Below are 26,267 nucleotides of genomic sequence, written 5' to 3'. Positions count from 1 at the left end.
TGGTATTTCGGCATCACGGCAGGCGGTGCGTGGCACGGCCTGCTTATTGCGAGTAAAATCGGCGTTCTGAAATCTGTAAAGATGCGCCAGCATCGGAGGAGTCTGCGTGAATAATATGTTATCCAAATCCGCCATCTGGGTGGTCGTCGCGCTGCTGTTGTTTATGCTGTTCAAGCAGTTCGACAACCACAGCGTCGCCGGCGGCAGCAAGACCATTGCTTATTCCGAGCTGCTCGATGACGTGAAGGCGCACCGCATCAAGGATGTGCTGATCGAGGGCAGTACCATTACCGCGACGCGCAGCGACGACACCAAGGTGCGCGCCACGGCGACGGGCCTCGATCGCGGCCTGATTGGCGACCTGCGCGACAACAACGTGCACTTCGACGTGAAACCGCCGGAGGAGCCGTCGTTCCTGCAGCAAGTGTTTATTTCCTGGTTCCCGATGCTGCTGTTGATCGGCGTCTGGGTGTTCTTCATGCGCCAGATGCAAGGCGGCGGCAAGGGCGGGGCGTTCTCGTTCGGCAAGTCGAAGGCGCGCATGATGGACGAGACCAACAATACCGTGACCTTCGCCGACGTCGCCGGCTGCGACGAGGCGAAGGAGGAAGTGGGCGAGATCGTCGACTTCCTGCGCGATCCGACCAAGTTCCAGAAACTGGGCGGACGCATCCCGCGCGGCGTGCTGATGGTGGGTCCGCCGGGTACCGGCAAGACCCTGCTGGCGCGCGCGATCGCCGGCGAAGCCAAGGTGCCGTTCTTCTCGATTTCCGGCTCCGACTTCGTTGAAATGTTCGTCGGCGTGGGCGCGTCGCGGGTGCGCGACATGTTCGAGAACGCGAAGAAGCATTCGCCGTGCATCATCTTTATCGACGAGATCGATGCGGTCGGCCGCCATCGTGGCGCCGGCATGGGCGGCGGCAACGACGAGCGCGAGCAGACCCTGAACCAGCTGCTGGTCGAGATGGATGGGTTCGAGGCCACTTCGGGCACGATCGTGATCGCCGCGACCAACCGCGCCGACGTGCTGGACAAGGCGCTGCTGCGCCCGGGGCGCTTCGACCGCCAGGTGATGGTGGGCCTGCCGGACATCCGCGGCCGCGAGCAGATCCTGAACGTGCATATGCGCAAGGTGCCGATCGGCACCGACGTGAAGGCCGACATCCTGGCGCGCGGCACCCCGGGCTTCTCGGGCGCCGACCTGGCCAACCTGGTCAACGAGGCCGCGCTGTTCGCCGCCCGCCGCAGCAAGCGGCTGGTCGAGATGAGCGACTTCGAGGACGCCAAGGACAAGATCTTCATGGGGCCGGAGCGCAAGTCGATGGTCATGCGCGAGGAAGAGCGCCGCAACACGGCTTACCACGAGTCGGGCCACGCGGTGATCGCCAAGCTGCTGCCGAAGGCCGATCCGGTGCACAAGGTCACGATCATGCCGCGCGGCTATGCGCTGGGCCTGACCTGGCAGCTGCCCGAGCACGACAACCTGTCGGGCTACAAGGACAAGATGCTGGAAGAGATCTCGATCCTGTTCGGCGGCCGCATTGCGGAGGAGATTTTCGTCGGCCAGATGTCGACCGGCGCCTCGAACGACTTTGCGCGCGCCACCAAGCTGGCCCGGGCGATGGTCACCCGCTTCGGCATGTCCGAGAGCATGGGCGTGATGGTCTACGAGGACGCGGAAGGCGAGGGCTTCTTCGGCGGCCCGGTCAAGACCATCTCGGAGGCCACCCAGCAAAAGGTCGACGCCGAGATCCGCGCGATCCTCGACGAGCAGTACGCGCTGGCGCGCCGCCTGCTGGAAGAGAACCGCGACAAGGTCGAGATGATGACCAAGGCGCTGCTCGACTGGGAAACCATCGACGCCGAGCAGATCAACGACATCATGGCCGGCCAGGAGCCGCGCCCGCCGAAGACCGGCCTGCTGACCAAGCGTCCGCCGCCGAGCGACAAGGGCTCGGGCGACGTGCCCCAGACCACCACGGCACCGGCTTGATCGGCGCGTAGTCCCTGACAAAAGGCATCCGTCCGGATGCCTTTTGTTCGTTAACTTCTTTCTCTTCTTTCTGATGCGTGAAATTCTCAAATGCGGCCGGTTTGACCTGAAGCTGGACGGCCTGCCGCTCGTCATGGGCATCCTGAATGTCACCCCCGATTCGTTTTCCGATGGCGGCCGCTACCAGGGGCTGGAGTTCGCCCTGTCGCGGGCCGAGGAAATGATTGCCGACGGGGTCGACATGATCGACGTCGGCGGCGAGTCGACCCGGCCCGGATCGCCGAGCGTGCCGGCGCTGGAGGAGCTGCAGCGGGTGATGCCGGCGCTGTATGCGCTGCGCGAGCTGGGCAAGCCGCTGTCGGTCGACACCTGCAAGCCGGAAGTGATGCGCGAGGCGATCCTGGCCGGCGCCGACATGATCAACGACATCAATGCGTTCCGCGCGCCGGGCGCGCTCGAGGCGGTGATCGATAGCGACTGTGGGCTTTGCGTCATGCATATGCAGGGAACTCCGCAACATATGCAAGAGCAGCCGGTCTATCAGGACGTGGTGCGCGAGGTGATCGAGTTCTTGCGAGAGCGGGTTGACACGATGGTCGCGGCCGGCATTGAGCGCGCGCGGATCTGCGTCGATCCCGGCTTCGGCTTCGGCAAGACCATCGAACACAACTATGCCTTGCTGCGCCACCTCGGGCAGATCCGGCAGGAACTGGCCCTGCCGGTGCTGGCAGGCCTGTCACGCAAGTCGATGATCGGCGCCGTGATCGGCAAGCCGGTTGAGCAGCGCCTGGCCGGCAGCCTGGCTGGAGCGTTGGCGTCGGTCGCACATGGCGCTAGAATTGTCAGGGTGCATGATGTTGCTGAAACGGTCGATGCGCTGAAGGTTTGGCGTGCGGCGACCGCCGATTAATCCTCTCACAAGAGAATAAGAATGGCTCGAAAATATTTCGGTACGGATGGCGTGCGCGGCTTGGTTGGCGAGGCGCCGATTACGCCGGATTTCGTCATGCGTCTCGGCTACGCGGCCGGCAAAGTGCTGGCAAAGGGAATCACATCGAGCAGCGGCCGTCCGACCGTCCTCATCGGCAAGGACACCCGCATTTCCGGCTACATGCTGGAAGCGGCGCTCGAAGCCGGCTTTTCGGCCGCCGGCGTCGACGTAATGCTGGCCGGTCCCATGCCGACCCCGGCAATTGCCTACCTGACGCGCGCCCTGCGCCTGCAGGCCGGCGTGGTCATCTCGGCCTCGCACAACCCGTTCCAGGACAACGGCATCAAGTTTTTTTCGCAACATGGCACCAAGCTGCCGGATGCGGTCGAGCACGAGATCGAGGAAGCGATCGACCAGCCGATGGGCTGCGTGTCCTCGGACAAGCTGGGCCGTGCCACGCGCCTGCGCGACGCCCAGGGCCGCTACATCGAGTTTTGCAAGAGCACCTTCCCAAATGAACTGGACTTGCGCGGCCTGAAGATTGTCGTCGACTGCGCCCACGGCGCGGCCTATAACATCGCCCCGCACGTGTTCCATGAACTGGGCGCGGAGGTGATCGCGATCGGCGCCACGCCGGATGGTTTCAACATCAACGCCGGCTTTGGCGCGACGGCGCCCAACGCGATGTCGGAAGCCGTGGTCAAGCAAAAGGCCGACCTTGGCATCGCGCTCGATGGCGATGCCGACCGCTTGATCATGTGCGACGCCAGCGGGCGCCTGTACAACGGCGACGAACTGCTGTACGTGATGGTGCGCGACCGCATGGCGACCGGGCCTGTCGCGGGCGCGGTCGGCACCCTGATGACCAATATGGCGCTCGAAGTTGCCTTCAAGGAACTGGGTGTCGGTTTCGCGCGCGCCAAGGTCGGTGACCGCTACGTGCTCGAGGTAATGCAAGAGCGCGGCTGGCTGTTCGGCGGCGAGGGTTCGGGCCACCTGCTGGCGCTGGACAAGCACACCACCGGGGATGGCATCGTGTCGGCATTGCAGGTGCTGTCGGCCCTAAAGCGCAGCAACCAGTCGCTGGCCGACTGCTGCGGCGAGCTCAAGCTGTATCCGCAGACCCTGATCAATGTGAAGGTGGAGCCGGGCACCGACTGGACCGCGAACACGGCGCTGGTCGCCGAGAAGGAAGCGGTCGAGCGGGAGTTGGGCGATGCGGGCAGGGTATTGATCCGCCCGTCCGGCACCGAGCCGCTGATCCGCGTGATGGTCGAGGCCAAGAGCGCGCAACTGGCCGAGAACTCGGCCAGGCGGATCGCCGCCGCGCTGGCCGCGTAAGGCCAGTCCTCACATTGACGCGCCACCCCTGGCGGGGTATGATCGGCTGCATCGGAGTGTGGCGCAGCCCGGTAGCGCACCTGCTTTGGGAGCAGGGGGTCCAAGGTTCGAATCCTTGTACTCCGACCACGTTTCGCAAGCGGGCTGTCCGTTGACGGCCCGTTTTCTTATGCCTCGCGCGCTCGCGAGCGCATCATAAGCTGCCCATAGCTCAGTTGGATAGAGCATCAGCCTTCTAAGCTGAGGGTCGCAGGTTCGAACCCTGCTGGGCAGGCCAATAAAATCAAAGGGTTACTCAATTTCTTCTCGGTCGCGTCGCAGTTGATCCCATGCGCGCGCAATCGGTTGTAATCCATTTGTAAGCCTTTTAGCGTGCGAGGAATGGAGGCGGCGGGAATGGAACCGTCGTCTACATTGAGCCGCTAAGTCATTGCATTGACCTAACTAGCCTTCGGTGTCCCGTTTGGGCACTTCATCGGGGCAGTCTATGACGCGGCCAGGGCGTCTCAACTGTTGATCGCAATCTCTTGCCACCGTTGATCCCCACCAATCCATCTCGTGGCAAGTCAAGCAACAATGGCATGCCATCCTTATTCCATGAGGCATCGTCATGCAAGAGCGGGATCAACCAGGCGGCTGGGTCGAACGTCGGAGCACCGAGAGTTGCTTTGATGCAGAAATGCCCGTGCGCGTTCTTGGGGCCGCTCTGTGCGCCTATGGTCAACCCACCGCCAGCACGTTCGCCCAGCGTGGAATTTCGATGGCTTTGGGGTTGCAGGTACTTATGAAGCTTAACCACAGCCGCAAGTGCCGCAGCCACAGCACAAGCCCAACCAAGTAACCAATCCAACGGGAGAAATATCATCATGGCATCTGATGTCTATTTGCAAATTGAAGGCGTCAACGGCGAATCTAGCGACGACAAGCACAAGGGATGGATCGAGGTCCAGGCCATCGACTGGGGCGTCGCACAGCCAACGGCCGGCACTGTGTCAACCGCTGGCGGCCATACGATTGGACGTGCTGTCTTTGATGCGATCAACATTAAGAAGGCAGTCGATCTCGCTTCTCCGAAATTGATGGAATTGGCGGCTCAGGGCAAGACGATCCCGAATGCCAAGCTTGAATTCTTCCGCGCGGATGGCGGTGGCCCGGTCAAGTACTACGAGGTAGTGCTGGCAAACGTGCTCGTGTCCAGTAGCAGAAAAACCTTCGGCGGGCACGGTCTGCTGGTTGAACAGTTCACGCTGCACTTCGCCAAAATCACCGAACGGTACACCCAGCAGAAGATCGGCGGCGGTGTCGGCGGGAGCACGGGCGGCGGCTGGGATTTGGCAGCGAATAAGGCCGCAGCCTGATCTTCACCGAACGCGAATTGGAGTGATATATGACGGTTCACGCGCCTACGAAGACAGGTTTCGAGAAATGGCAGGACGGTATAAACAAGGCCGTTGGTGATGCCAAATGGGATGCTTGGGATTGCGAAATTCAGACAGCCGTCAATGAATACAACCGTCATCTTTCCGGTACGGCAGGATATTTTCCACTCGATTGGCACCTTATTAAGGCAATGATGTGGGTCGAATCCGGAGCCAATAATTCCGAGTGGAAAACAAAGCCAATGCAAATAGGAGTGGCTGGCGATCCGGGGATGACATCGCTTCTATTTGGAAACGAAGGCGGTGACTTGATTCTGCCGCCAATCTGGAAACGGAAGCTGACGACAGGGTCGGTCAGAACAATACCGGCACATAACATTCGCGCTGGAATAGGCTATCTGCTGATGAAAATGGCCAATTACGAGTATCGTAGCGTGCGGAGTACTGATACCAAGGTCTATGAGGCCGCTGTTAAACCGGGCGACAGTCTGGACAAGATTGCGAAAGCCCAAGGGTGCACAGTCGAAACGCTGAAAGAAATGAATCCGACAGCCTTCGTTCTGCGACCTGGGCAGGTGTTGAAGTGCCAGAAAGCCTCGGTACAGCGTGTCATCACAAACTGGCGTTCCATATCCACGACGCTGGTGGCACAGCGATATAATGGTGGCGGCGATCCCAACTACGCAAAGAAACTCGATTACGCATTGTCGCTGATGCGCAAAGGGAAGGCTGTTCTATGCGAACCATGAAGCTGATCTGTTTCTGGCTGGCTGCCTATTTATCACTACCAGCCTTTGCGGCCTCGGCTGCGCCCGCTTTTAGCGAGCGAGCCTTTCGCGAGGAGTGCAGCGCCTTCTCTCAAGCGGGAATGCGCGACTGCTTGGCAAAAAAAGCTGAGGACAGTCAAAAAGCATTGCGGCAAGCTGAAGAGAAAGTGGCTAACACTCTTCTAAGATGGGATGAGGATGCGAAGTACATCAATCAAGCTAAATCCAAACTAACCGCATCCAACAAAGACTTTGCTAAGCACCGTGATTCTCAATGCGAATTTTTGGCTTCGCTGCGCGGCGGCGGTGCCGGTAATGCTCATGAGATAGGACGTCTGGCTTGCATTACGGAACTTAATAGCAATCGAGTCAAGCAGCTACGCGATGCGCTGTCTGATTTGCCCTTGAAGTAACAGTGAGCAACGGGAGAATCATGGGCGGAATAACCTGCTGGTAGCCCTCCCGGCAAATTATGGCCGCTTGGGCATTCTGGCATTGCCTCGGGAACGATGCGTGGGGCACTACTTACCATCACTCTTGTTGGCGTCGTGGCGGATAACGCGCGGCTTCGCCGTTAATTGCGTGCCAGGCGCGGCGAGTAGTTGGCGCGTGTGCCGTGATCATACGCGATGGCGGCCTAGACATGACTGACCCAAGCTTGTCGTCAACCAGCGCCAGCAGCATCGGCGCTTCCGGTAACTCTTTGGATACCCTTCGGACAATAACCGGCAACTGATCGCCGCGTAGTCGAGTTTTGGGGCAAGCTCGATTGAAGGAACGAACGGCTTATTGCTCTGGATTCTTATATAAGGATCGCTTTGGAAAGTGGGTGCGCTGTTCAATGAAGGGCATCAGGGAAAAGTGCTTTTTTTCTAAGACTACCCACCCTGTTTAGGTCTGCCGGTATGGGGCCTCTTGTGGTGGAGGTGGCGGGGTATGTAAGTCGGATAAGTCTGGCTTCGCCCTGTTGGGGTCTGTTTTTCCAGGCGGGTTCGGTCGTCTGTGAGGGGATGGTAGTAAAGCTAATGTAGTTATTAGAAGCGGACTCGTCTCCATGTGGATTTCTCCTATGAAGAGGGTTGCTTGCGACGTTAAAAGAATGCTATTTTTTGGTGCTAATTTTTGCGGATTTTCGCACGTATGACCAGCGCCTCGTCAGGTGTTGCAGTTGCCTCTTTACTATCTGATTCAGTTCGGTATCGGCCGGCATGATGTGGGCGCGGGTGTTGCTGCTGTCTTTCCGGGGGATTGCTTTCCGGTGGCTTGCCCGGTCAGCGTACCCGGCGATGATGGCCTGTTGCATCTGGTCGGCGGTCGGGTCTGCTTTTCTAAAGCTTATGTACGGGGCCAAACTTTCGAACTTGAAGCTCTTCCAAGAGTCGATGTCTTGGTCCGGTAGGGCAGCGCCAGCAAGTCGAATTTCAAAGCGTGCGCGGTGGATCTCGACCGGGATCGGCTTCTTGTTGTGGTCGGTCGTTTTCAGGTAGCCGTGCTGGTACTGGTCGGCGGTCTTGTCCCCAAAGCCGACATTCCAGCCCTCGACCATTTTGCGCTCAATTGCTTCCAGTGTGCGGGGTAGTGCGGTCGGCCCTCCTTTGCCATCCCGGTAAATTCGGCTGTTGGGGCTGACTGGTGCCGCCAGTTGGTAGGCCATGCGCGCCGCCAGTGCTGCGAGGTGATTGTGGTTGGTGGGCGCGGCTGGGTCTTTCAGGTAGCCATCGAAGGCGACTTCGATCATGGTGACGACTGGCGGGCTGGCGAACGGGCATTCGCTCTCAATGCTGGCGAGCTTCGATTGCAGGGCGGCGTGGGTTCTCAGGTCGTACAACTTTATCCTAAAGTGCGATGACCATCCTGCGGCGTCTGGCTGTACCGGCTCGACGTATGAAATGCCGTGCAGCGCCAGCGCGCCCTTGATCTTCCAGCCTTGATTTCGGGTCGTCGTGTGAATCCGTACCTCGATGAAGTCAACGACGGCTTCAAAGCGGAAAATGCTATAGTTCATGCTACTGTTCATTACTAAAATCACGCCAGCTTCCCGGCTATGGCGTGATTTTTTTGTCGTGAGTCTATGCCGCCGCGCACGCTGGTGTCGGTGGCCTCATTCTCCAGCTGCGGCAGTCCTCGCTGTCTAGCTTGATGGTCAGGACGCTCGGCTTGATGCCCGGTTGCGCTGTCGGGTGGCGTCGGCGTACTGATCGGATGAACTCGACAATATCCTTAATGGCATACACAGGACGGCGGCATCGGCTTTTCAGGGAGGCGCACGGTTGCAAATCAAAGTCTGCCAGCGGATCGCCTCGACCGCGCCGTCGGTCGCTCAACCAATCATCCCATGCGACGATGGGGCCAAGCTGTTGACGAAGGAATGCGGCCGTTTCGGGCGCGGTCATTGCCTTTACCTCGATCATGCTCATTGGACCGCTTCCTGATCGGTCTGGACGATGAAGGCGTGCAAATCGCCGCGCAGTGCGCTACGGATGCACAGGAAGGGCGCTGGCGGGTCGCCCGGAATGCCGCGATATCCTGCGATGACTTCGAAGCCATTAAAGGAGCTATCGCGGTGCGTGATGCGTGCAGCGTCCAGTTCGCTTTGTAGTGCCTCGTCGTCCAGGCGGTAATACTCGCTGCCGACAATCTCGTGATCTTCGTCCAGCACTTGAGTATGCATCGCCTGATCGGCCTCCAGTTGGCGACTTAGGAGGTAGTCCACGACGGCAGCACGGATGACGCTGGAGTAATTGGTTGCGGCCGGGTTCGCCTCCAAAACTTCACTTGCCCATCGTGTCCACTTCCGACCCTCACAGGCTGCAATGTAGTCGATGGCGGCCCACGTTGCCGACTCTAGGTGCAGGCTCGTTTTCTTGCCGTCGTTCAGGGTGATTCCGCGGGTTTGTTTTACTTCGATCATGTAATTCTTTCTGGTGTATTGACTGGAAACGAATATACATACCTAGAAAGACAGTCGCAACCAATGTTGCCTAAACTGTATTTTTGGTTTAATGGGCTATAAGATTGGTGAAGGGGCGCGCATTGTTGTTTTGTCTAGCGCAATACTTGTAACTAATGACACCGGGCAAAAACAGGTGTTTTGCTTGTGTCAAAAGTTACTGTTCAATGCTTATGATCTGTGTCATAATGTGACTCATAACTTTTGAGCTTTTTTTGCGGGACAATTCAACATGAGCAACATCGCCTACTATCGCGTTTCCACCAATGACCAGTCCATCGAATCGCAGCGTGCCGCGCTGTCGGGTGGTCGCACATTCGATAAAGAGTTCAAAGATGAGGGCGTGTCTGGCGCGGTGCCTGCTGCTGATCGTCCTGGGTTTGCCAAGATGCTTGAGTTCGTTCGCGAAGGCGACACCCTGTTCGTCTACGCTGTAGACCGTCTGGGCCGTGATGCCATCGACATTCAAATGACCGTGCGCAAGTTGATCGACAAGGGTGTGACGGTGGACGTTCACGGTCTGGGTCCGATCGGTCGCGGTGTCGGTGAGCTTATCGTGGCCGTGCTGGCGCAGGTGGCGAACATGGAGCGTGAAAAAATCATTGCGCGCACGGCAGCGGGCCGGGTAACGGCAATCGCGTCGCTTGCGGCTACCGGCAAGACTCACAAGGGCAAGGACAGCATGGGGCGGCCAGTGAAGGGCGACAAGGCGGCGGTGGTGGCGTGGCGTGATGCGAACAAGGCGAGCTTCCGACAGACTGCCGAACAGTTCGGTTTGTCGGAGGCGACGGTGAAGCGGTATTGCAGGGTCGCGGCCTGATCCGCCAACCAGCGCCAGCAATATGTGATTGCTGGCACTGGATCAAGCAATTAGGGCTTTTTCGATTTAAGTCTCAGGTGCTTCCTGATTTCGTCCACCGGCCACATAAGTTGGCGTCCGCTCTTGATAGGGCGCATTGGCCCGGTTCCATGACAGTTCCACATAAGCAGCGTTTGCGGCTTTCTGCCTAGCCAAAAGGCGGCACATGCTGTCGAAACATGCGTTCGCGTGTCCAGGTCAATTGATGGGAAGGTTTCTCCTGAATCGGCATTACTTGGTTCCTTAATTGTCGTTTCATCACTTCGGCCTACTTCCTTCGGGGCAGTGCCGTACCCTCTGACTGGGCTTGATGGGGGCGGGTGATCTTTTGCCTGTATTGCTTCCGGTGCAAGTTCCGGCGGCATGTTCCATTTCAACTTTTTTGCGAATGCCAGGAATTGCGACAGGGTTAAGGTATTGGGCAATTCGCGCATGGCAAACCGTCGCCGCTGGAATGTGATTACGGCGGCGATGTCATCCACGCGAGGACCGCCCGAGTCTTCGTCCTCGTCCCCGCGCATTGCATCAATAATTCCGTAGTCTTCGTTCGCCACTTGTGGACATATATTCATGCTGAGGCAAAGCGCGTCCAATTTGCGGATTTTTTCTACATGCAACCAAGCATCCCAGTCAGGGGCAGGGTACGGCGGTACTGTTTTCATCTCTTACTTCTGCTGCGTTGGTAGGTCTATTCGGCTGCGTTGGCGGGTCTATTTTGGCTTGTTCCAGTATCCAGGACTCAATCCTCACGTGCCACATCCGCAGGATGTCGATTGGGCGGCGGCGGTAGTGCTTTTCGGCTAAGGCGCTGGGCTTGTGACCGTTGATTTGGGCAACAACGCCAATCGGCACATCAAGCCATTCTGCCAGCGTGCCGAAAGAGCGGCGCAGGCCGTGTATCGTGACGTGAGGCAGGCCGACAGCAGTAAGGGCTTTGGCGTGGGCGTCCTTCGGTTCTTCGATGTGGCCTGATTCCGACCTGGAGCTATAGAAGACCCACTTGTTTTTGCGGGGCAGGGTGGCAAGAAGCTGTGAGAGGTAGGGCGGCAGCGGAATGGTTCGCATACCTTCGATTTTGTCGCCAATGTAAAGCGTTTGCCATTGGAAGTCCACGTTGTCCCACAGCAGTTCGGTTAGCTCGGTCCGCCGCGCGCCGGTCAACAGAAGGGCTTGCAGATAAGCGGCGCGGATTGGATTCGTAAGTTGCTTCACGCCTTTAAACCAAAGTTGCAGTTGTTCTCGCTGGATGCTGTCATCCTTCTTGGTTTCGCTCTTCGGTGTGGCATCACGTACCTTGCGGGCGCTGTAAGCGCCGGGTGGAATGATGCCGCTGTATGCCGGGGTGTCGTCGGCCCAACGGATGAATGCGCGCAGAATGCGAAAGCTCTGGGCGGCATTGGTGGCCCGTGTTTCGGCCTCTAAGGCCAGCCAGCTCGCGATACGGTCGCTTGTTAGGTCCGATAGTGGAACGTTCATTAAGGGCGCTAGGGGGCCTGCTACGGTCAGCCCTTTACCGCGCTTTTTGACTTGTCCGCCAGGAGCTGAAAGGTTGATGTGGTTTGCAAGATGGCCTTCGCTCCATTTTGCCTTGCGGTCATCAATGTAGGTTTGCCAGACTTGGCCAAGCGTTACACTTTGCCGTTCTTGTTCGATTCGCTCAGATGCTGCGGCGGCTGCGTCGGCGCTTCGTTGCGCTTGCTCTGCTGCGATGGCGTCCGCTTTTACCTTGCGCGGGTCTCTGCCGCCATCAATGATGGTCTGGAGTCGTCGTGCTTCGGTGCGTGCCGCCTCGATTGTCCAAATTTCAACGTTTCCTATTGTTATCCTTAGAGGCTTTCCCTCAAGTTTGGACTGAAACATGAACGACTTTGCGCCGCCGGGGTTGGCTCGTACACCTAGCCCCGGTGCCAACTGATCCCATAGAAATGCCTGCAATTGCTTCTCGCCACAAACGAAGGTGGCAATCTTGCCTGTTGTAAGTCTTATCTTAGCCACTGCTCACCCTGCACAAGCTGTTGCTTGTAATAAAAAGCAGGGATTGTAAGCTATTTGTAATCCAGTTTGCTCAATTTTGTTCAATGCCATTCAATGTCGGCACTACAGTTGCATTTTGCTATGTCATTGATTTTTAGTATATTTTTCGATTCTGTAAATAAATTTCAAGCAACATATATGTCTTATTAATCAGCCTTCTAAGCTGAGGGTCGCAGGTTCGAACCCTGCTGGGCAGGCCAACAGAGCAGTTGCAGCGCGGTCACTCCTCTGCGGAGCATCACCGCCACGCTCGCGCCCTAGCGGAAATATTCCTCTCTGTTCGCACCGTCAAAAGCGCCCAGATTTCAGACAGCACCTCTTGAAATGCTGCCCGGATCCGCAGGGGCAGGGATCGTTACGGCCCAGCTTTTCCAAGAGTTCCTTATTCCCGTGCACGAATCGCATGCCGCGTTTCACCTGCGTTTCAGACGGGAATCCCTTCCTGCGCTTGCTGGTGATTTCGAAAGCAGATCTGGTCGATGTGTTCTTTTTTCATGATGACCTCCTGATGGGTTAAGTTAAACGTGGAACGACGTCTGGCTTACAGATTGCGCTATGTCTTTAATCCGTAATTCCTGAGCTCATGCGCATTAAGCTGTTGTTTTGACACGGCATATTTGTTCGGGTCGCCATACAGCTCGAAGTTGCTTGGCTGCCCGTCTTTGGCGTCGATATGCCCGTCTTGGCGCGACACCCAGACCTTGCGCACAACGTCCCAGCATGCGTGGTTGACAGTCTCCTTCTGAATTTCGCTTCCTGATTGCCTTATCCGCATTCGCGCTGGGGGCAAGACTCCCAGGGTGACGCGGTACCAGATCCCGCCAATTAAGTGCAATTGTTCGTCGTCGCTGATCATGCGGCGCACGCCCAGCTTTCCGGTTTGCGCTGCCTCGCGTTCCAGCCGCCGTCGCTTGTCGTACGAGACATAGTGTCGATTGCGCAGCAAAATGCCTGTTCGAGGATGGACGTAGAGGATCATGCGCGATTCCTCCAGCGGCACGTCCTTCCGTGGCCACCGTTGGCCACGGATGATGATCTTTCCTCCGGACGCTGTTTCTACCCAGTGGGTATCGATCGCAACGAAGTCATCAATGTGCTGGAGAACGTGCAGTTTTACCGTACTGCGTGGATCAATCGTTGCGCGGATCTCACCGTAGACCTTGTTCCAAGGACGGTTCACTTGCTTTTCCAGGTAGCGGCGCAACGGTGCCAAATTCTCGTTGAGCCACTTCTTCAAGTTGTATCCGCGCTTCATGCCCAAATGATTGGGTGTTTCTTCGTGATTGCGGTACTTGCGCCCGTCGCGGCTGTAGCCGTTACTGTTGACGAGACGCGGTCGCTCCACGATGACCTTGAACATATCTTCACGCATCGTGTCCGCCTTCTTTTCTTTGGCCGATGACCAGCGAGCGCAACGCCTGTTTCTCATTGCGCCGCTGCCTGCGTCCGGCCAGATATGCTCCATGTGCACCCGCATTTCGCCGCTTCGCAGCAATTGCATGCGGGTTACGCGGTTTGCTGGGTTTGCTAATCAGCTTCATAGTTATCCCTTGATACAGATGATCTGGCGCAGCGTGTGCACGACCTCTACCAGATCGGTCTGATGCTGCATGACCGTGTCAATGTCTTTGTAAGCGGCCGGGATCTCGTCGACCACGCCGCCGTCCTTGCGGCATTCAATGCCTTCCGTCTGTGCGGCGAGATCGAAGCGGCTGAAACTGCGCTTGGCTTCACTGCGGCTCATGCGCCGTCCTGCGCCATGCGAGCATGAACAGAACGAATCCGGATTACCCTTGCCGCGCACAATGTAGCTCTTCGCGCCCATGCTGCCGGGGATGATCCCGAGCTCGCCTTGCCGCGCCGAGATTGCACCTTTACGCGTGATGAACAAGCGTTCGCCACGGTGCGTTTCGCGCGCAACGTAGTTGTGATGGCAGTTGATCGCTTCACCGTCGAGCTTGAATGGCGGCAGTTGCTGCGTCAGCACGTCGACTACACGCCGCATGATCTCGCGCCGGTTGATAAGCGCGTAATCCTGCGCCCACTCGACCGCTTCGACGTAATCATCGAACAGTGGCGACCCTTCGCTGAAATAGGACAGGTCCTTGTCCGGCAGATGTATTTGGTGGCGCATCATGTCCTTGCGTGCAGCCGCGATGAAGTAACGCCCAATCACATTCCCAACGCCGCGTGATCCCGAATGCAGCATGATCCACACGCGCTGCTCCTCGTCGAGGCAGTTTTCGATGAAATGATTGCCGCCGCCGAGCGTGCCGAGCTGGCAGATCCAGGTCTGTGCGAACTTGTGCTGCATTTTCATAATGCCGCTGTGCTTCGCCACTATGCGGTCGAGCCTGTCGTTGAGAGGGCGGCCGACGCGCGCATGTGCCGATCCGCGCACCTTGTCCCAGGCGTGCTGCTCGAAACCGACGGGCACCATACCTTCGATTGCGCTGCGCAGACGTGCCAGGTTATCGGGCAGCTGGCTTGAGGTCAGCGTGGTGCGTACGGCATTCATGCCGCAGCCGATGTCGACGCCGACCGCAGCCGGAATGATTGCGCTCTGAGTCGGGATCACGCTGCCAACGGTGGCGCCGATGCCTGCGTGTACGTCAGGCATTGCCGCGACATACGGATGAACAATGGGCAGTCCTGCTATGTTCAGCAGTTGCCGCAGGGCCGAGTGGTCGATCTCGTCCGTGTAAATGTGCACCGGGACCCGTCCCTTGTGCAGTGTTTGTACGATGGGCATAACTTGTCCTTCGAGAGTTCGTTATGCCGGCGTTCTTGTGTCGGAAGTGGGCCTTCCGAAAAACAAAAAACCCGGCGAGTTTCCTCACCGGGTTCTGAAGGGAACGGCCGGCTCGAGGAGGCATGAGTGCCTGGCCCCGAGCAGCGTTGCGCGGGGCTATCTGTCTTGAGAATTGTTGATAGCCGTACGTGGCATGGCCGTTCCTTTCGCGAAAAATTCGTTGGTAAAAAATGATGCGGTGTGATTCTGCGGGACGTGATGAAACGCTGTCAATAGGTTTGTATTGAGATGGATCGAGGTGTGACAAAAGGACAACGCTGCGCGCTGCGGATGTCGATAAAGAGCTGTGATCACGAATCCCAAGCGTTCCTGTATCAAGAAAAAAGCCCCGGGCCGAAGCCCGGAGCTTGCAAAAGGACCGCTTTACCCTATGCTGCGATCAGAACTTGACCGACGCGCCGAACGTCAAGTAGCGGCCGATAGCGTCGTAGGTCTGCGGGAACGTGTTGCCACTGTTCGGGCCAGTACCGCCAATGGTGCCGCCGACGATAGGCGGCTTCTTGTTGGCCACGTTATTGACCGACACGTTGAAGCGCACGTGCTTGTTGTAGTTATACACGCCGCTCAGGTCCAGGTAGTTGTAGGCCTTGATGTGGGAGAATTCCGGCAGGAATTTCGTGGCACCCGGTTCCACATCGACGGCGCCGATATAACGCCAGTTGTAGCCCACACTGAAGCTGCCCAGGTTCCAGTTGGCGCGCTGGTTGAATTTGCGCTTGAACACCGGTGCATTGACAATGTTGGCGCAGGCCACGGAATAGTGGCCCAGGCAGTCACGCTCGATCGAGGCCGGGGTCGCACGGAACTTGTAGCTCTGCACCTGGGTATACATGAAGGACGCGTCGAAGTTGCCCCACTTGCTGTCCAGGCCCAGCTGATTGGCATTGAAGCGGTACGCTGCGTTCAGATCCCAGCCGGAAGTGCTTTGGGTGCCCAGGTTGGACTGCGGGGTCAGCACGCCGCGCGATTCAACGCCGTTGAAAGTGCCGTTGAGGGTGTTCCGGCCGATCATGCCACACGCCGTGTTCATCGTCAGGCCCGGATTCAGGGCGGCGCTGTAGCAGCCGTCCAGAATGTCGGTTGTAGACGGCGAGGACACTGCCTTGTCGATATTGATTTTGTACCAGTCCAGGGACACCATCATGCGCGACACCGGTTCCCAAACCAGGCCCAGGGTCTTGGTCTTGGCTTCTTCAGGCCCCAGGTTCGGGTTGCCGCCGCTGAGGTAGTTGATCTGACCGGAAGACGGCGCTGGCAGGCTGCCGATTTCGGACGCTGGCACACCGGTCAGGCGGCACAGATTGGACAAGGTGCCCGCAGTGTTGGCATCGGCTTTGTTGATGCGGTTACCCTGGCATGGGTCCACCGCCAAGTTGGACAGGCCCGTCACCTGCGGCGCGAACAGTTCGTTCACGTTCGGTGCACGGGTCGCTTTCTGGACCATGCCGCGGAAGCGCAGCGACTTGACCGGCTGCCACTCACCACCGCCCTTCCAGCTACCGTAGCTTCGCGAATCGACAGTGGTGAACTCGGTGTGGCGGTAGCCCGCCTCGAGGTTCAGGGCCTCGATGAACGGCTTTTTGGACACGACCGGGATGGCCAGTTCGATCGCCTCTTCGCGCATCCGGAAGCTGCCGCTGCGGTCAGGCAACGGCGCGCCGGTGCCCAGCACTTCGCCCTGAATCTGGGATGCGCTGTCGGACTGGGTGCCGGCGATCATCTTGCGCTGCTCCGCCGACAGAGACATGGCGATCGGATTGTCAGCCCACGGCGACTTGATCTTCTGGCCCAGGTCACCCGAGACGCTGATCGCCGATACGTCTTGCTGGACCGACTGCATCAGCAGCGCCGACAAGTTGATGAACTTCAGCATTTCCGGAGTAATCGAACCCGCCGCGCCGAACACGTTCAACGGCACGCAGCCGTTGGCCGGGTTCACGCAGGAGGTCTTGGACAGGGCGTTCAGCGCCTGGCCTACTTTGGACAACGAGCCCCAATTCTGGCGCGTCTGGGTCTGGTCAGAAATGCCGCGGCTGAAGTAGGCATCATAGTTCCATTCGTACGGCAGGTCGCCCTTCAGGCCCACGGTGTACTGCAGGGTCCTGGTGTCGAAGTTGTTCAAGCGCGGGCCCAACTCGACGAAGCGACGATCGACCAACAGTGGCACCATGGTGGCATTGCCGACCACGCAGTTAGCGGCGCTGATGGCGCGACGATCGCACAGCTGCTGGCGCATCGCATCCGGCATGTAGGGGTTGCCGATCGGGACCTGGAAGGTGTTGCCGAAGGTGCCCGATTCCGCCAGGGTCGAGGCGACCTTGCTGCTGGTGTAGAAGACATCGGAATACACTTCAACCCAGTCGTTGATCTTGTAATTGCCCAGGGCCGTCACCTGGTTGCGGTCAAGGGCGGTCTGGTAGTAGTTCAGCGGATTGGTGTTGTAAGGCACGAGAGGCTGTACCAGCTTGCCGCTGGCCGGGTCGATCTGCCATTTGCCGGACAGGGTGCTGGTGCCGCCCGTGGCCTGGCCGGTGGAGAAGCCGGCAGGCACGCCCGTCTCCGAGCCCGTCGGCGCACCGGTCACCGAGTTCAGGTTAGTCATGCCATAGGGCCGGGAACCCTGGGTTACTGGGTCGACTTTGGTTTTGCCGAGGGACATGACCACATTGCCGCGGTTGTCGTCCAGCTTGGCGCCCACGGTCAAATCGGTTCGGTGGCGCTTGCCGTCACCTTCGCCGGACACACCGTAGGAGGACGTCAGGTCTACGCCAGTGAAGTTGCGCTTCAAGTTGAAGTTCGCCACGCCAGACACGGCGTCCGCGCCATACACCACCGAGGCGCCACCGGTGACGAGGTCCACGCGGTTCAGGAGTGCGATCGGGATGGCGTTGGTATCGACCACGCCGTTCAGGTTATACGGCACGATGCGGCGACCATTGATCAGCACCAGGGAGCGGTTGGTGCCCAGCCCACGCAGGTCGATGGTCGCAGCGCCGCCGGTACCGTTATTGGTGCCCGGACCCACAGCTGGCACAGCGGCCGGCAAGCCCTTGAAGAATTCTTCCACCGCCACTGGCTGGGCAGCTTTGATCTCCTCTGCGGAAATGGATGAAATCGGATTATTCGATGTTGCGCCAGGGGTGGTGATGCGGGTGCCGGTAATTTGCACCGTCTCGATTTTGCCTTCTTGTTGCTGGGCCAGCGCGAAAGTGCTGGCGCCCATCAATAAGCCTCCTGATACAACTAACCTTACGGCACGTGCCAAAGTCTTCTCTTGAATCATTCCATCTCCCCATATGAACAAAGTTGTCATCCATCCTGTTGGATACGGTGTTACATTTCGCAACACGAGGCATACAATACGATACGTAAACCGTCAACAGTTGCAAATTTGCACCGGAATGATGCGTTTGTTGTCTTTATGTAACAGCTTTCACCGGAATAATGCAGGCGTTGACTTTAGGTAACAGCTTGGTTACCTATTTAAGTCGTTTAGATCGCGCAATGTGGATGACGACCGAGGTCTAGATCTTGCGATGTTTGCCGGAAATACTGTCAAACGGGGGAGGTATCTGGAATAACCAGATAAAGCTGATCAGGGGTGATCCAGCCAGGGGCAAACAGCCAGCGCCGAATAGTGAACGATCGGACCGGCAATCAGCTGCGGAGAATAGAAGGCGAAGTCAGAAGTCGAACAGCCGCAGTCGAGGTTTGCTCCCAAGCACACATCGACCAGGACTAGAGCGAAATTATCTTTTCCGCTGACCAACGTCGGCGGCGTCCTCCGTGAGGTAGAGGGTCAGGGCGTCGCCGCTTCGCTGTCGAGCGCGTGCTCGCTCGCGACCTGGTCCAGCCGGACGACAAAGCGATGTTTGCTGTTGGCCTGGGCGATGAAAGGTTGGTTGAACACGATCCTGAGCGTTTCAAACTGCAGTGACTTCGCGATGCGGTCACGATACGGTTTGGCGATGGCGGCAAGCTCATCGGCCGGTTTGGCTGGCAGGTGCAAGTTGACCACCAGCGCGTGCCGATCGAAGCTCACCTGGAATGCATGGATGCGCAGGTCTTCCCGGAACAGGTGCGTAAAAAATTCGGAGTGGACAGCGCCGCCATGCGGATCGACCACGATGTCGTTCTGGCGCCCGATAATCTCATCGATCAGCGGCAAGCCGCGGCCGCATGGACAGAGCCGCCCCGACATGCGTACCAGGTCGCCCGTGTTATAGCGCGGCAGGAACATCGCATCATTGCTGAGATCGGTCGAGATCAGCCTGCCATCGGCCAGCACCTCGACATGGGCGCGCGGCGAGAGCAGGTGGAACCCGTTGCGCAGTTCGCATTCGAAGGCCGAAACCCCGGCCTCATGGCATCCATACTGGCTGTGGCAGGGAACCCCAAAGGCAGCCTGGATATCGGTGCGCATTGGCGGCGTGAGCATCTCCGCCGTGCAGACGATGCCGCGCAGCTTGGTCTTGAGCGTGCGCTTCTGATTGAGCAGGTGCCGCGCCAGACGATGAATGGCCGAGGCATAACCGTACAACAGCCGGTAGCCGCCGGAGCTCAGTTGGGCCGCATACTGTTCCATGCGCTCGGCCGACATGTCGAACGCCGACATCAGTGTTACGTTCAGCAGCTGGTAGTACAGCGTTTGCTTGGGACCGGTGCCGTACAGGGCCGAGCCGGCCAGCGATGCCACCTTGTCGCCCAGCCGGTAGCCGGCGGCTTCCCACGCCAGCATCAGTCCCGCCCACAGGTACGACTGGGTTTGGGTGCCGGTGTAGTAGACGAGCGGTTCGCCGGTTGATCCGCCGGTTTTTTTGCGAATCGTCTTGCCGCGATAATCCGGATTCATCAGTTCGTCACGGTGCTCGTTGACGAAACGCTTGTCGATGATCGGCAGGTCATGGAAACTGGCCACATCCCGGAACCTGGGCACGGCCTTGCGCAGCGCCGCGAAGTAGCGCTCGATCGCATCCCTCCCGCTGGCGGCCAATTGCGACTCGCTGGCGAACTGCTGCCGCCGCAGGGTCGCCAGCAGCGCGACGGAGCGGGTTCCCCGTGCCAGGTCAATCAGGCGGTAGCGCAATGCCAATCCCATGACTGTGCCTCCTTTTCCGCTTCAGATTGAACTGAACACGATTCTGTTCCGGCTGATCAGTCAAGGCTTGATGCTGCGCAAAATAGCAGGAAAAGAGATGAGCACGCCATTACTGGCGCCGTATCAGGCTGCGCCTGGCGTGCGCGGTGCTACAGGCGGTCGAGCCGCCCGCCATCGACGCGCAGCATCGCCCCCTGAACGAAGGCGGCGTCATCGGAAGCGAGGTACAGGATGGCGGCGGCCACATCTTCCGCCTTGCCCACGTCGTTGGTAGCGATTTTTTCCTGGCCCGATTTGACGTTCGGGTTCGACCACAGCATATCGGTGTCTATCGCGCCGGGCAGCACGGCATTGACCCGGATTCCTTTGGGCTTGCCTTCGAGCGCGGCTGAACGGGTGAGGGACACCAGCGCCGTCTTGGCTGCGGCGTAGGGCGCGATCAGCGGCTCGGTTTCGACCGCGTGTACGCTGGACACATTCACGATTGCGCCGCCATGCGTCATCGCGCGAAATGCGTGCTTGGTGAAGAAGAATGCACCGAGCAGGTCGACGCCAAGCACGCGCAGCCAGTCATCCTTGGTCTGCAGCTCGATCGGCTTGAACACCATGATGCCGGCATTGTTGACCACGATGTCGAGCCGTCCGAAACGGCCGATCGCCGCGTCGACGGCGCGCTGGACCTGGTCCTCGTCCGACACGTCGCATGGACTGCAGAAGACGCCCTGGCAACCGGCCGCGAGCAGTTGTTGCTCGAGCGTGGCAATGCCGTTCGCATCGATATCGGCCAGCACTACGTTGGCGCCTTCGTTTGCCAGTCTGGTCGCGACAGCCAGGCCGATGCCGCTGGCGGCGCCGGTGACGATGGCAGCCTTTCCCGTAAATCGCATGGCAGTCTCCGTCTATTGTGTGTTCGCCTCCGAATTGGGCGCTGCCGGTCCGCTTTCCACACCGCCGGCACCACTCCATTCGGCTCCGCTCGAATTGACGTCGTACTCGTAAGGCATAACAATCGGCACCTGCAGGCAGACGCTCTTGGTCGGCAGTACTTCCATCCAGTCCCGTACCAGTTCCCGGTAGGCGATGCCGACGGGCCGGATATTCCGGTTCAGGTCGTATAACCCCAGCGCGTTCGGATTGCCCTTGTTTTGCGTCAGCGCGCTATCCCAGTCAACCTGGTCGATCAGCGAATACCATGTGAAACCGACGAGCGGAACACCGTTATTCCTCACGCGCAGCACATTCGCCCATTCCTTGCGCAGCCAGCGCACCGCTTCGTCGCCGCGTGGTCCTTCACTCAGGTTGGTTTCGGTGTGCATGACCGGCAGCCGGTAGCGGTTGTAATACTGCTGGGTGATGAGCGCATAACCGAAGATTTCACCGGACGGATAGGTGGTTCCATCCGCCGTCACGTGATGTTCATTGGACTGGTAATAATCGTTACCCATGATGCAGTGATGCTTCAGGTTGTGGCTCAGGAAAAAATGGTATTCGTCGCGCGTCAATCCGTTGTCGAGCAGGTATTCGTACATCTGCGAGTCGACCCGGCGCCCGTAGTTCAGGTCGAGCGAAAGGAATCGGCGCGAATTGCGAAATTCCGCGGGGCTGATCGCCGCCGGGCTCTCCGCATGGAAGTATTCCGAGGATTCGCTTTGCACGAACAGCGCATCGGGCCGCACCGCCAGGATCGCGTGCATCGCGAGGATGTTGGCCTTGACGATGTGCTTGAGCGCGGTGACGTAGGCGCGGTCGGTGCGCTCCTGTTCGTTCCACCAGCCGTACAAGGTTGAAAACAGTGCGCACACCGACATTTCGTTGACCGGGGTGTACATCTGGACCCATGGATAGCGCCGGGCGAACGCGCCGGCGTATTGCGCGAACAGTTCCGGGAAATCGGGATTCTGGAAATTGCCGATCCAGTCCGGCACCCCGAAGTGGCACAGGTCGACAATCGTGGCCAGGTTGCGCAGCCGCAGGTCGTTGAACGTCAGGTCCGCAAATTCCCAGTCGTAGCGCCCCGGGCCCAGGAAAGTCCGGTGCAGGGGCGGGCCATAGCGCAGCACTTTCAATCCCAGTTCCTGCACCAGGTCGAAGTCGAGCCGCCAGTGGCGGTAATGGCCGCATTTCTCCATTTCGTCCATGCGCACGCGTCCATGCTGGATCGTGGGGGCGCTGTTCTCGATACCCGTCGCAAATATGAATCCTGGGGCGGCCATGGCGACTCCTTTTATCGCGGGATTTCATTCTAGCCCGCTTGCTTGTGTCGAGCTCGCACGCTACGTAGCGTGCGCACCAACTGGCACTGCCGGGTAGCGGGGCCGGAAGGCAGCCGGAAGATGCGTTGAAGCAAGGGCTTTCGTTAAAATTTCGTCAATCATTGCATGGTCTGTGCCAGCCCGTCCCGATTGAACAGTGCGTTTGAGGTGCAGCAAAGCCGAGCTGGACGGACGCCTTACCCTGAGCCTGAAAGCCGCAACGCAGGGACCATTCGGATAGGCGCTACCATGAAATTTTCTATGAGTATTGCATTGCTGCTGCGCTCCACTCCGCTCCTTTTGCTGGCGCTGGTCGGGTGCGCTTCCACGCTACATTTCAATTCGTCCGATTCAGCGGGGGGCGAGAACGCGGCCCCGCCGACTGAATTGATCACCGAGCAACTGATTCAGGCCGAGCGGCAACAGAACGGTCAGCACGCCGCGCAGGACCTGTCGCGCCTGATCGTCAGCAATCCTCCGCCGTACGTGATCGGCAGCGGCGATGTGCTCTCGATCGTGGTGTGGGACCACCCCGAGCTGGCCGGCGCCGGCATGCCGGCCGCCACTGCCAATGGCGACAACGGCATCGCCGCCATGAACGCGGCCAATGCCACCCCCCAGGGCTTCGTGGTGGACCACCTGGGCCGCATCCAGTTTCCGTTCGCCGGCCTGTTCAAGGTGGAGGGGCTGACCGAGGAGCAGGCCCGCACGCAGCTGGCCGACAAGCTGGCCAAGTACATCGCCAACCCCAACGTGACGCTGCGGGTCCTGGCCTATCGCAGCAAACGGGTCTACATCGACGGCGAGGTCAAGTCCCCGGGGTTGCAAGCGATCAACGACATCCCGATGACGCTGATGGAGGCGCTCAACCGGGCCGGCGGCCTGCAACCGACCGCGGACCAGAGCCGCATCACGCTCGAGCGCGGCGAGGAGCGCTATACGATCAACCTGCGTGAGCTGGTGCAGAAGAATATCAGCCCCGGCAACGTGATGCTGGCGCCGGGCGACGTGGTGCGGGTGCATTCGCGCGACGAGAGCAAGGTGTTCGTGTCGGGCGAGGTGATCAGCCCGCGGGCGCTGACCATGCATGACGGGCGTCTCACGCTGAACGAGGCGCTCGGCGAGACTGGCGGCATCAATCCGCTCAGCGGCGACACGCGCCAGATCTACGTGGTGCGCAAGACCCCCGAGCGTACCCGCGTGTTCCGGCTCGATGCGCGCGACACCGGCTCGCTCGCCATGGCCGAGGCGTTCGAGCTGCGGCCGAAGGACGTGGTCTATGTCGCCGCCTCGCCGCTGGCCAACTGGAACAGGAGCCTGAGCCTGCTGTTCCCGGGCGCGCTGACCCAGGCCTTCAGCATCACCAAGCCTTGAGCAAACGGAGCGTTACATGAGCACCCCCGGCGAACACCACTCCCTGACCAAAGTCGTCCACAGCCCACCCATCCGGTCGATCCCGTTCGAGTCGCCGATGGATCCGGCATCGGAAGAGCCGGCGATCGACCTGAAAAGCTACATCAACACACTCTACGACAGCCGCTGGCTGATCGGGGCCATCACGGCCCTGATCACCCTGGCCGCGGTGCTGTACGCGCTGGTGGCCAAGCCGGTGTACGAAGCCAACCTGATGATCCACGTCGAGGAAGAGAGCCCGAACGCTGCGAAAAACATCCTGAGCGAAGCGTCGTCCCTGTTCGAAACCAAGAAGGCGGCGATTGCCGAGATGGAGCTGCTGCGCTCGCGCATGGTGATCTCGCGCGCGGTCGACAATCTCCAGCTGTACCTCAACGTCAAGCCCAAGTATTTCCCGCTGGTCGGCTTCTGGTTCGCCAACCGCAACGCCAACCAGCTGTCCGAGCCTGGCCTCTTCGGCCACGGCGGTTACGTGTGGGGCGGCGAGAAGGCCGAGGTATCGGCGTTCGACGTGCCCGACGCCTGGCAGGGGCGGCAGTTTACTCTGCTGGCGCGCCCGGACAACCGGTTCCGTTTCTTTGGCGGTGACCAGCCGCTCGTGATCGAGGGCGAGGTCGGCCAGCTCTACCGGGTCCCGACCGCCGATGGCGTGCTCGAATTGAAGGTCGACAAAATGCTGGCCAGGCCGGGCGCCATCTTCACCCTGAGCCGCGCGTCGCGCCTGGCGACCATCCAGTCGATCCAGAATGCCCTCGTCATCGCCGAACAGGGCAAGCAGTCGGGGGTGATCGAAGTGAAGATGCAGGGGGACAATCCCAAGCGCATCAATAGCTTGCTGACCGAAATTGGACGCGAATACATGCGCCAGAACCTGGCGCGCAAGACCGAGGAAGCCGAGAAGTCGCTGGCCTTTCTCAATGAGCAGTTGCCGGCGCTGAAGCACCAGCTGGAACAGGCGGAAGACCGCTACAACCAGTTCCGCAACACCCACGGCACCGTCGACCTGAACGAGGAAGCGAAGATGAGCCTGGCCCAGGCCGCGGCGGCGCGCGCGCGGCGCATCGAGCTGATCCAGAAAAAGACCGAGCTGCTCGCCCGCTTTACCGAGGACCACCCGCTGGTGGCGGCGATCAACCGCCAACGCAAGGAGGTCGACGACGAAATCGCGCAGATCGCCGCGCGGATCAAGGCGCTGCCGGGGCTGGAGCAGGACCAGGCGCGCCTGACCCGTGACATCAAGGTCAACACCGACCTGTACACCGCCCTGTCCAACACCGCCCAGCAGCTGCGCCTGATTTCGGTGGGGCGGGTGAGCAATGTCAGGCTGGTCGATGCACCGATGGCGCCGGAAAGCCCGATCAAGCCGAACCGCCCGCTGATCGTCGCGCTGTCGGTGGTGTCCGGGCTGTTCCTCGGGACCCTGGTGGCCTTCACGCGCAAGGCGATCAAGGGCGGCATCGACGACCCGCAACGGATCGAGCGCATGCTGCAGGCGCGGGTGGTCTATGCGACCATTCCTCACAGCAGCAACCAGGAACGCATGATGCGCAAGCTCAAGAGCGAGGGCGGCCCGCTGCCGCTGCTGGCCAGGGAACTGCCGGAAGACGTCGCCATCGAGAGCCTGCGCAGCTTCCGCGCGGCATTGCAGTTCTCCATGCCCCACTTCCGCAACAACATCGTGATGCTGTCCGGCGCCACGCCCGGCCTTGGCAAGTCGTTCGTGGCGGCGAACTTCGCGGCCGTGGTCGCGGCCAGCGGCAAACGGGTGCTGCTGGTCGACGCCGACCTGCGCAACGGGCAGCTGCACCGCTACTTTGGCATCGGCCGCGAGCGCGGCCTGTCGCGCGCCATTACCGGGGCGCTGCCGGTGGCGGAGGTGATCCATCATGAGGTGCTGGAGAACCTGGACTTCATTCCGACCGGCGAACTGCCGCGCAAGCGCTCGGACTTCCTGCTGAACCTGAACTTCCGCGAGCTGCTGGACGCCGTCAGCGCCGATTACGACCTGGTGCTGCTCGACCCGCCGCCGATCTTGCCGGTCGCCGACGCGCTCATCATCGGTGCCCACGCCGGCGCCGTGTTCATCATCGCGCGCTCGGGGGTGACGACCGAGGCCGAGATCAACGAGTCGATCAAGCGCCTGAACCACGCCGGCATCTCGCCGCAGGGCGTGCTGTTCAACGACATGCCGCTGCGCCTGCAGGCGTACGGCCGCGAGTATGGCTATGCGGCCCAGCTGGAGTATACGGGCTGAGGCGTCGCAGGCGCTCGGTGCGCGCCGTGGGGCCGGGTGCGCGACGCGATCCGGCGCCCACCGGAGCCGCACAAGCCGGGCTGCGCGACCTGGCCACGACGCAGCGGGCTGGCCGACCAGATCCACGCCAAGCTGACGGATGGGCGCGCCGAAAGCGCAGCAACCGGCGCCGCGCCCCAGGACC

General features: G+C 59.7%; 21 protein-coding genes and 2 tRNA genes. 11 read left to right on the top strand and 12 right to left on the bottom strand.

What is annotated here, in order from left to right; genetic code table 11:
- Positions 1-106 precede the first annotated feature (106 nt).
- From ftsH to E4O92_RS20640, 8 genes are all read left to right on the top strand, one after another.
- Positions 107-1,993, top strand: a complete 1,887-nt coding sequence (gene ftsH / locus E4O92_RS20675) for an ATP-dependent zinc metalloprotease FtsH (protein ID WP_135191552.1) — start codon at positions 107-109, stop codon at positions 1,991-1,993.
- A 73-nt stretch (positions 1,994-2,066) separates the two neighbouring features.
- Positions 2,067-2,903, top strand: a complete 837-nt coding sequence (folP, locus tag E4O92_RS20670; RefSeq protein WP_135191551.1) for a dihydropteroate synthase — start codon at positions 2,067-2,069, stop codon at positions 2,901-2,903.
- A gap of 21 nt (positions 2,904-2,924) precedes the next feature.
- Positions 2,925-4,265, top strand: a complete 1,341-nt coding sequence (gene glmM, locus E4O92_RS20665) for a phosphoglucosamine mutase (protein ID WP_135191550.1) — start codon at positions 2,925-2,927, stop codon at positions 4,263-4,265.
- 52 nt (positions 4,266-4,317) lie between these two features.
- Positions 4,318-4,394, top strand: a tRNA-Pro gene (locus tag E4O92_RS20660).
- Between the two features lie 71 nt (positions 4,395-4,465).
- Positions 4,466-4,542, top strand: a tRNA-Arg gene (locus E4O92_RS20655).
- 589 nt (positions 4,543-5,131) lie between these two features.
- The gene (locus tag E4O92_RS20650) at positions 5,132-5,623 is read left to right on the top strand and encodes an Hcp family type VI secretion system effector (protein ID WP_135191549.1); all 492 of its coding nucleotides are present in this window, start codon (positions 5,132-5,134) and stop codon (positions 5,621-5,623) included.
- Between the two features lie 29 nt (positions 5,624-5,652).
- Positions 5,653-6,393 carry a LysM peptidoglycan-binding domain-containing protein gene (locus E4O92_RS20645; protein ID WP_135191548.1) on the top strand — a complete coding sequence of 247 codons (741 nt, stop codon included), beginning with the start codon at positions 5,653-5,655 and terminating at the stop codon, positions 6,391-6,393.
- On the top strand, positions 6,381-6,824 hold the full coding sequence (locus tag E4O92_RS20640) for a lysozyme inhibitor LprI family protein (protein WP_229483622.1): 444 nt from the start codon (positions 6,381-6,383) through the stop codon (positions 6,822-6,824). The genes E4O92_RS20645 and E4O92_RS20640 overlap by 13 nt, the downstream gene beginning before the upstream one ends.
- Before the next feature lie 689 nt (positions 6,825-7,513).
- Here E4O92_RS20640 and E4O92_RS20635 read toward each other — a convergent pair.
- The 3 genes from E4O92_RS20635 to E4O92_RS20625 form a co-directional block, all read right to left on the bottom strand.
- Positions 7,514-8,416, bottom strand: coding sequence for a hypothetical protein (locus E4O92_RS20635; protein WP_135191546.1), 903 nt, complete (start codon positions 8,414-8,416; stop codon positions 7,514-7,516).
- 64 nt (positions 8,417-8,480) lie between these two features.
- A complete protein-coding gene (locus E4O92_RS20630; RefSeq protein ID WP_135191545.1) occupies positions 8,481-8,828 on the bottom strand; it encodes a hypothetical protein in 348 nt (115 codons plus the stop codon).
- Positions 8,825-9,322 (bottom strand): ribbon-helix-helix domain-containing protein, encoded by a 498-nt coding sequence (locus E4O92_RS20625; protein ID WP_135191544.1) that lies wholly within the window; start codon positions 9,320-9,322, stop codon positions 8,825-8,827. The genes E4O92_RS20630 and E4O92_RS20625 overlap by 4 nt, the downstream gene beginning before the upstream one ends.
- Before the next feature lie 271 nt (positions 9,323-9,593).
- On the opposite strand from E4O92_RS20625, the gene E4O92_RS20620 reads away from it, so the two are divergent.
- Positions 9,594-10,181, top strand: a complete 588-nt coding sequence (locus tag E4O92_RS20620; RefSeq protein ID WP_135191543.1) for a recombinase family protein — start codon at positions 9,594-9,596, stop codon at positions 10,179-10,181.
- 50 nt (positions 10,182-10,231) lie between these two features.
- Here the strand turns inward: E4O92_RS20620 and E4O92_RS20615 are convergent, their stop codons facing one another.
- The 9 genes from E4O92_RS20615 to E4O92_RS20575 form a co-directional block, all read right to left on the bottom strand.
- Positions 10,232-10,882: a hypothetical protein gene (locus tag E4O92_RS20615; protein ID WP_135191542.1), complete on the bottom strand. Its 651-nt coding sequence runs from the start codon at positions 10,880-10,882 to the stop codon at positions 10,232-10,234.
- The gene (locus tag E4O92_RS20610; RefSeq protein WP_135191541.1) at positions 10,851-12,215 is read right to left on the bottom strand and encodes a tyrosine-type recombinase/integrase; all 1,365 of its coding nucleotides are present in this window, start codon (positions 12,213-12,215) and stop codon (positions 10,851-10,853) included. Before E4O92_RS20610 ends, E4O92_RS20615 begins: the two co-directional genes overlap by 32 nt.
- A 327-nt stretch (positions 12,216-12,542) precedes the next feature.
- Positions 12,543-12,659, bottom strand: coding sequence for an SEC-C metal-binding domain-containing protein (locus E4O92_RS25520; RefSeq protein WP_370660019.1), 117 nt, complete (start codon positions 12,657-12,659; stop codon positions 12,543-12,545).
- A gap of 148 nt (positions 12,660-12,807) precedes the next feature.
- Positions 12,808-13,755, bottom strand: a complete 948-nt coding sequence (locus tag E4O92_RS20600; protein WP_167759848.1) for a hypothetical protein — start codon at positions 13,753-13,755, stop codon at positions 12,808-12,810.
- A gap of 42 nt (positions 13,756-13,797) precedes the next feature.
- A complete protein-coding gene (locus E4O92_RS20595; protein ID WP_135191539.1) occupies positions 13,798-15,006 on the bottom strand; it encodes an RtcB family protein in 1,209 nt (402 codons plus the stop codon).
- A 439-nt stretch (positions 15,007-15,445) separates the two neighbouring features.
- Complete coding sequence (locus tag E4O92_RS20590) at positions 15,446-18,289, bottom strand: TonB-dependent receptor domain-containing protein (protein ID WP_135191538.1); 2,844 nt, start codon at positions 18,287-18,289, stop codon at positions 15,446-15,448.
- 576 nt (positions 18,290-18,865) lie between these two features.
- Complete coding sequence (locus tag E4O92_RS20585) at positions 18,866-20,164, bottom strand: phenylacetate--CoA ligase family protein (RefSeq protein WP_135191537.1); 1,299 nt, start codon at positions 20,162-20,164, stop codon at positions 18,866-18,868.
- Positions 20,165-20,313: 149 nt separating this feature from the next.
- Positions 20,314-21,051 carry an SDR family NAD(P)-dependent oxidoreductase gene (locus tag E4O92_RS20580; RefSeq protein ID WP_135191536.1) on the bottom strand — a complete coding sequence of 246 codons (738 nt, stop codon included), beginning with the start codon at positions 21,049-21,051 and terminating at the stop codon, positions 20,314-20,316.
- Positions 21,052-21,063: 12 nt separating this feature from the next.
- Positions 21,064-22,377 (bottom strand): family 1 glycosylhydrolase, encoded by a 1,314-nt coding sequence (locus E4O92_RS20575; protein ID WP_135191535.1) that lies wholly within the window; start codon positions 22,375-22,377, stop codon positions 21,064-21,066.
- Positions 22,378-22,677: 300 nt separating this feature from the next.
- Between E4O92_RS20575 and E4O92_RS20570 the strand changes: the two genes are divergently transcribed.
- The gene (locus E4O92_RS20570; RefSeq protein WP_229483620.1) at positions 22,678-23,790 is read left to right on the top strand and encodes a polysaccharide biosynthesis/export family protein; all 1,113 of its coding nucleotides are present in this window, start codon (positions 22,678-22,680) and stop codon (positions 23,788-23,790) included.
- A 16-nt stretch (positions 23,791-23,806) separates the two neighbouring features.
- A complete protein-coding gene (locus E4O92_RS20565; protein WP_135191533.1) occupies positions 23,807-26,083 on the top strand; it encodes a polysaccharide biosynthesis tyrosine autokinase in 2,277 nt (758 codons plus the stop codon).
- Positions 26,084-26,267 lie beyond the last annotated feature (184 nt).

The sequence above is a fragment of the Massilia horti genome, assembly GCF_004614195.1.
Taxonomy (GTDB): domain Bacteria; phylum Pseudomonadota; class Gammaproteobacteria; order Burkholderiales; family Burkholderiaceae_D; genus Telluria; species Telluria horti.
The sequence above is the reverse complement of the archived record's forward strand: the minus strand, read 5'-3'. Positions and strand labels throughout refer to the sequence as shown.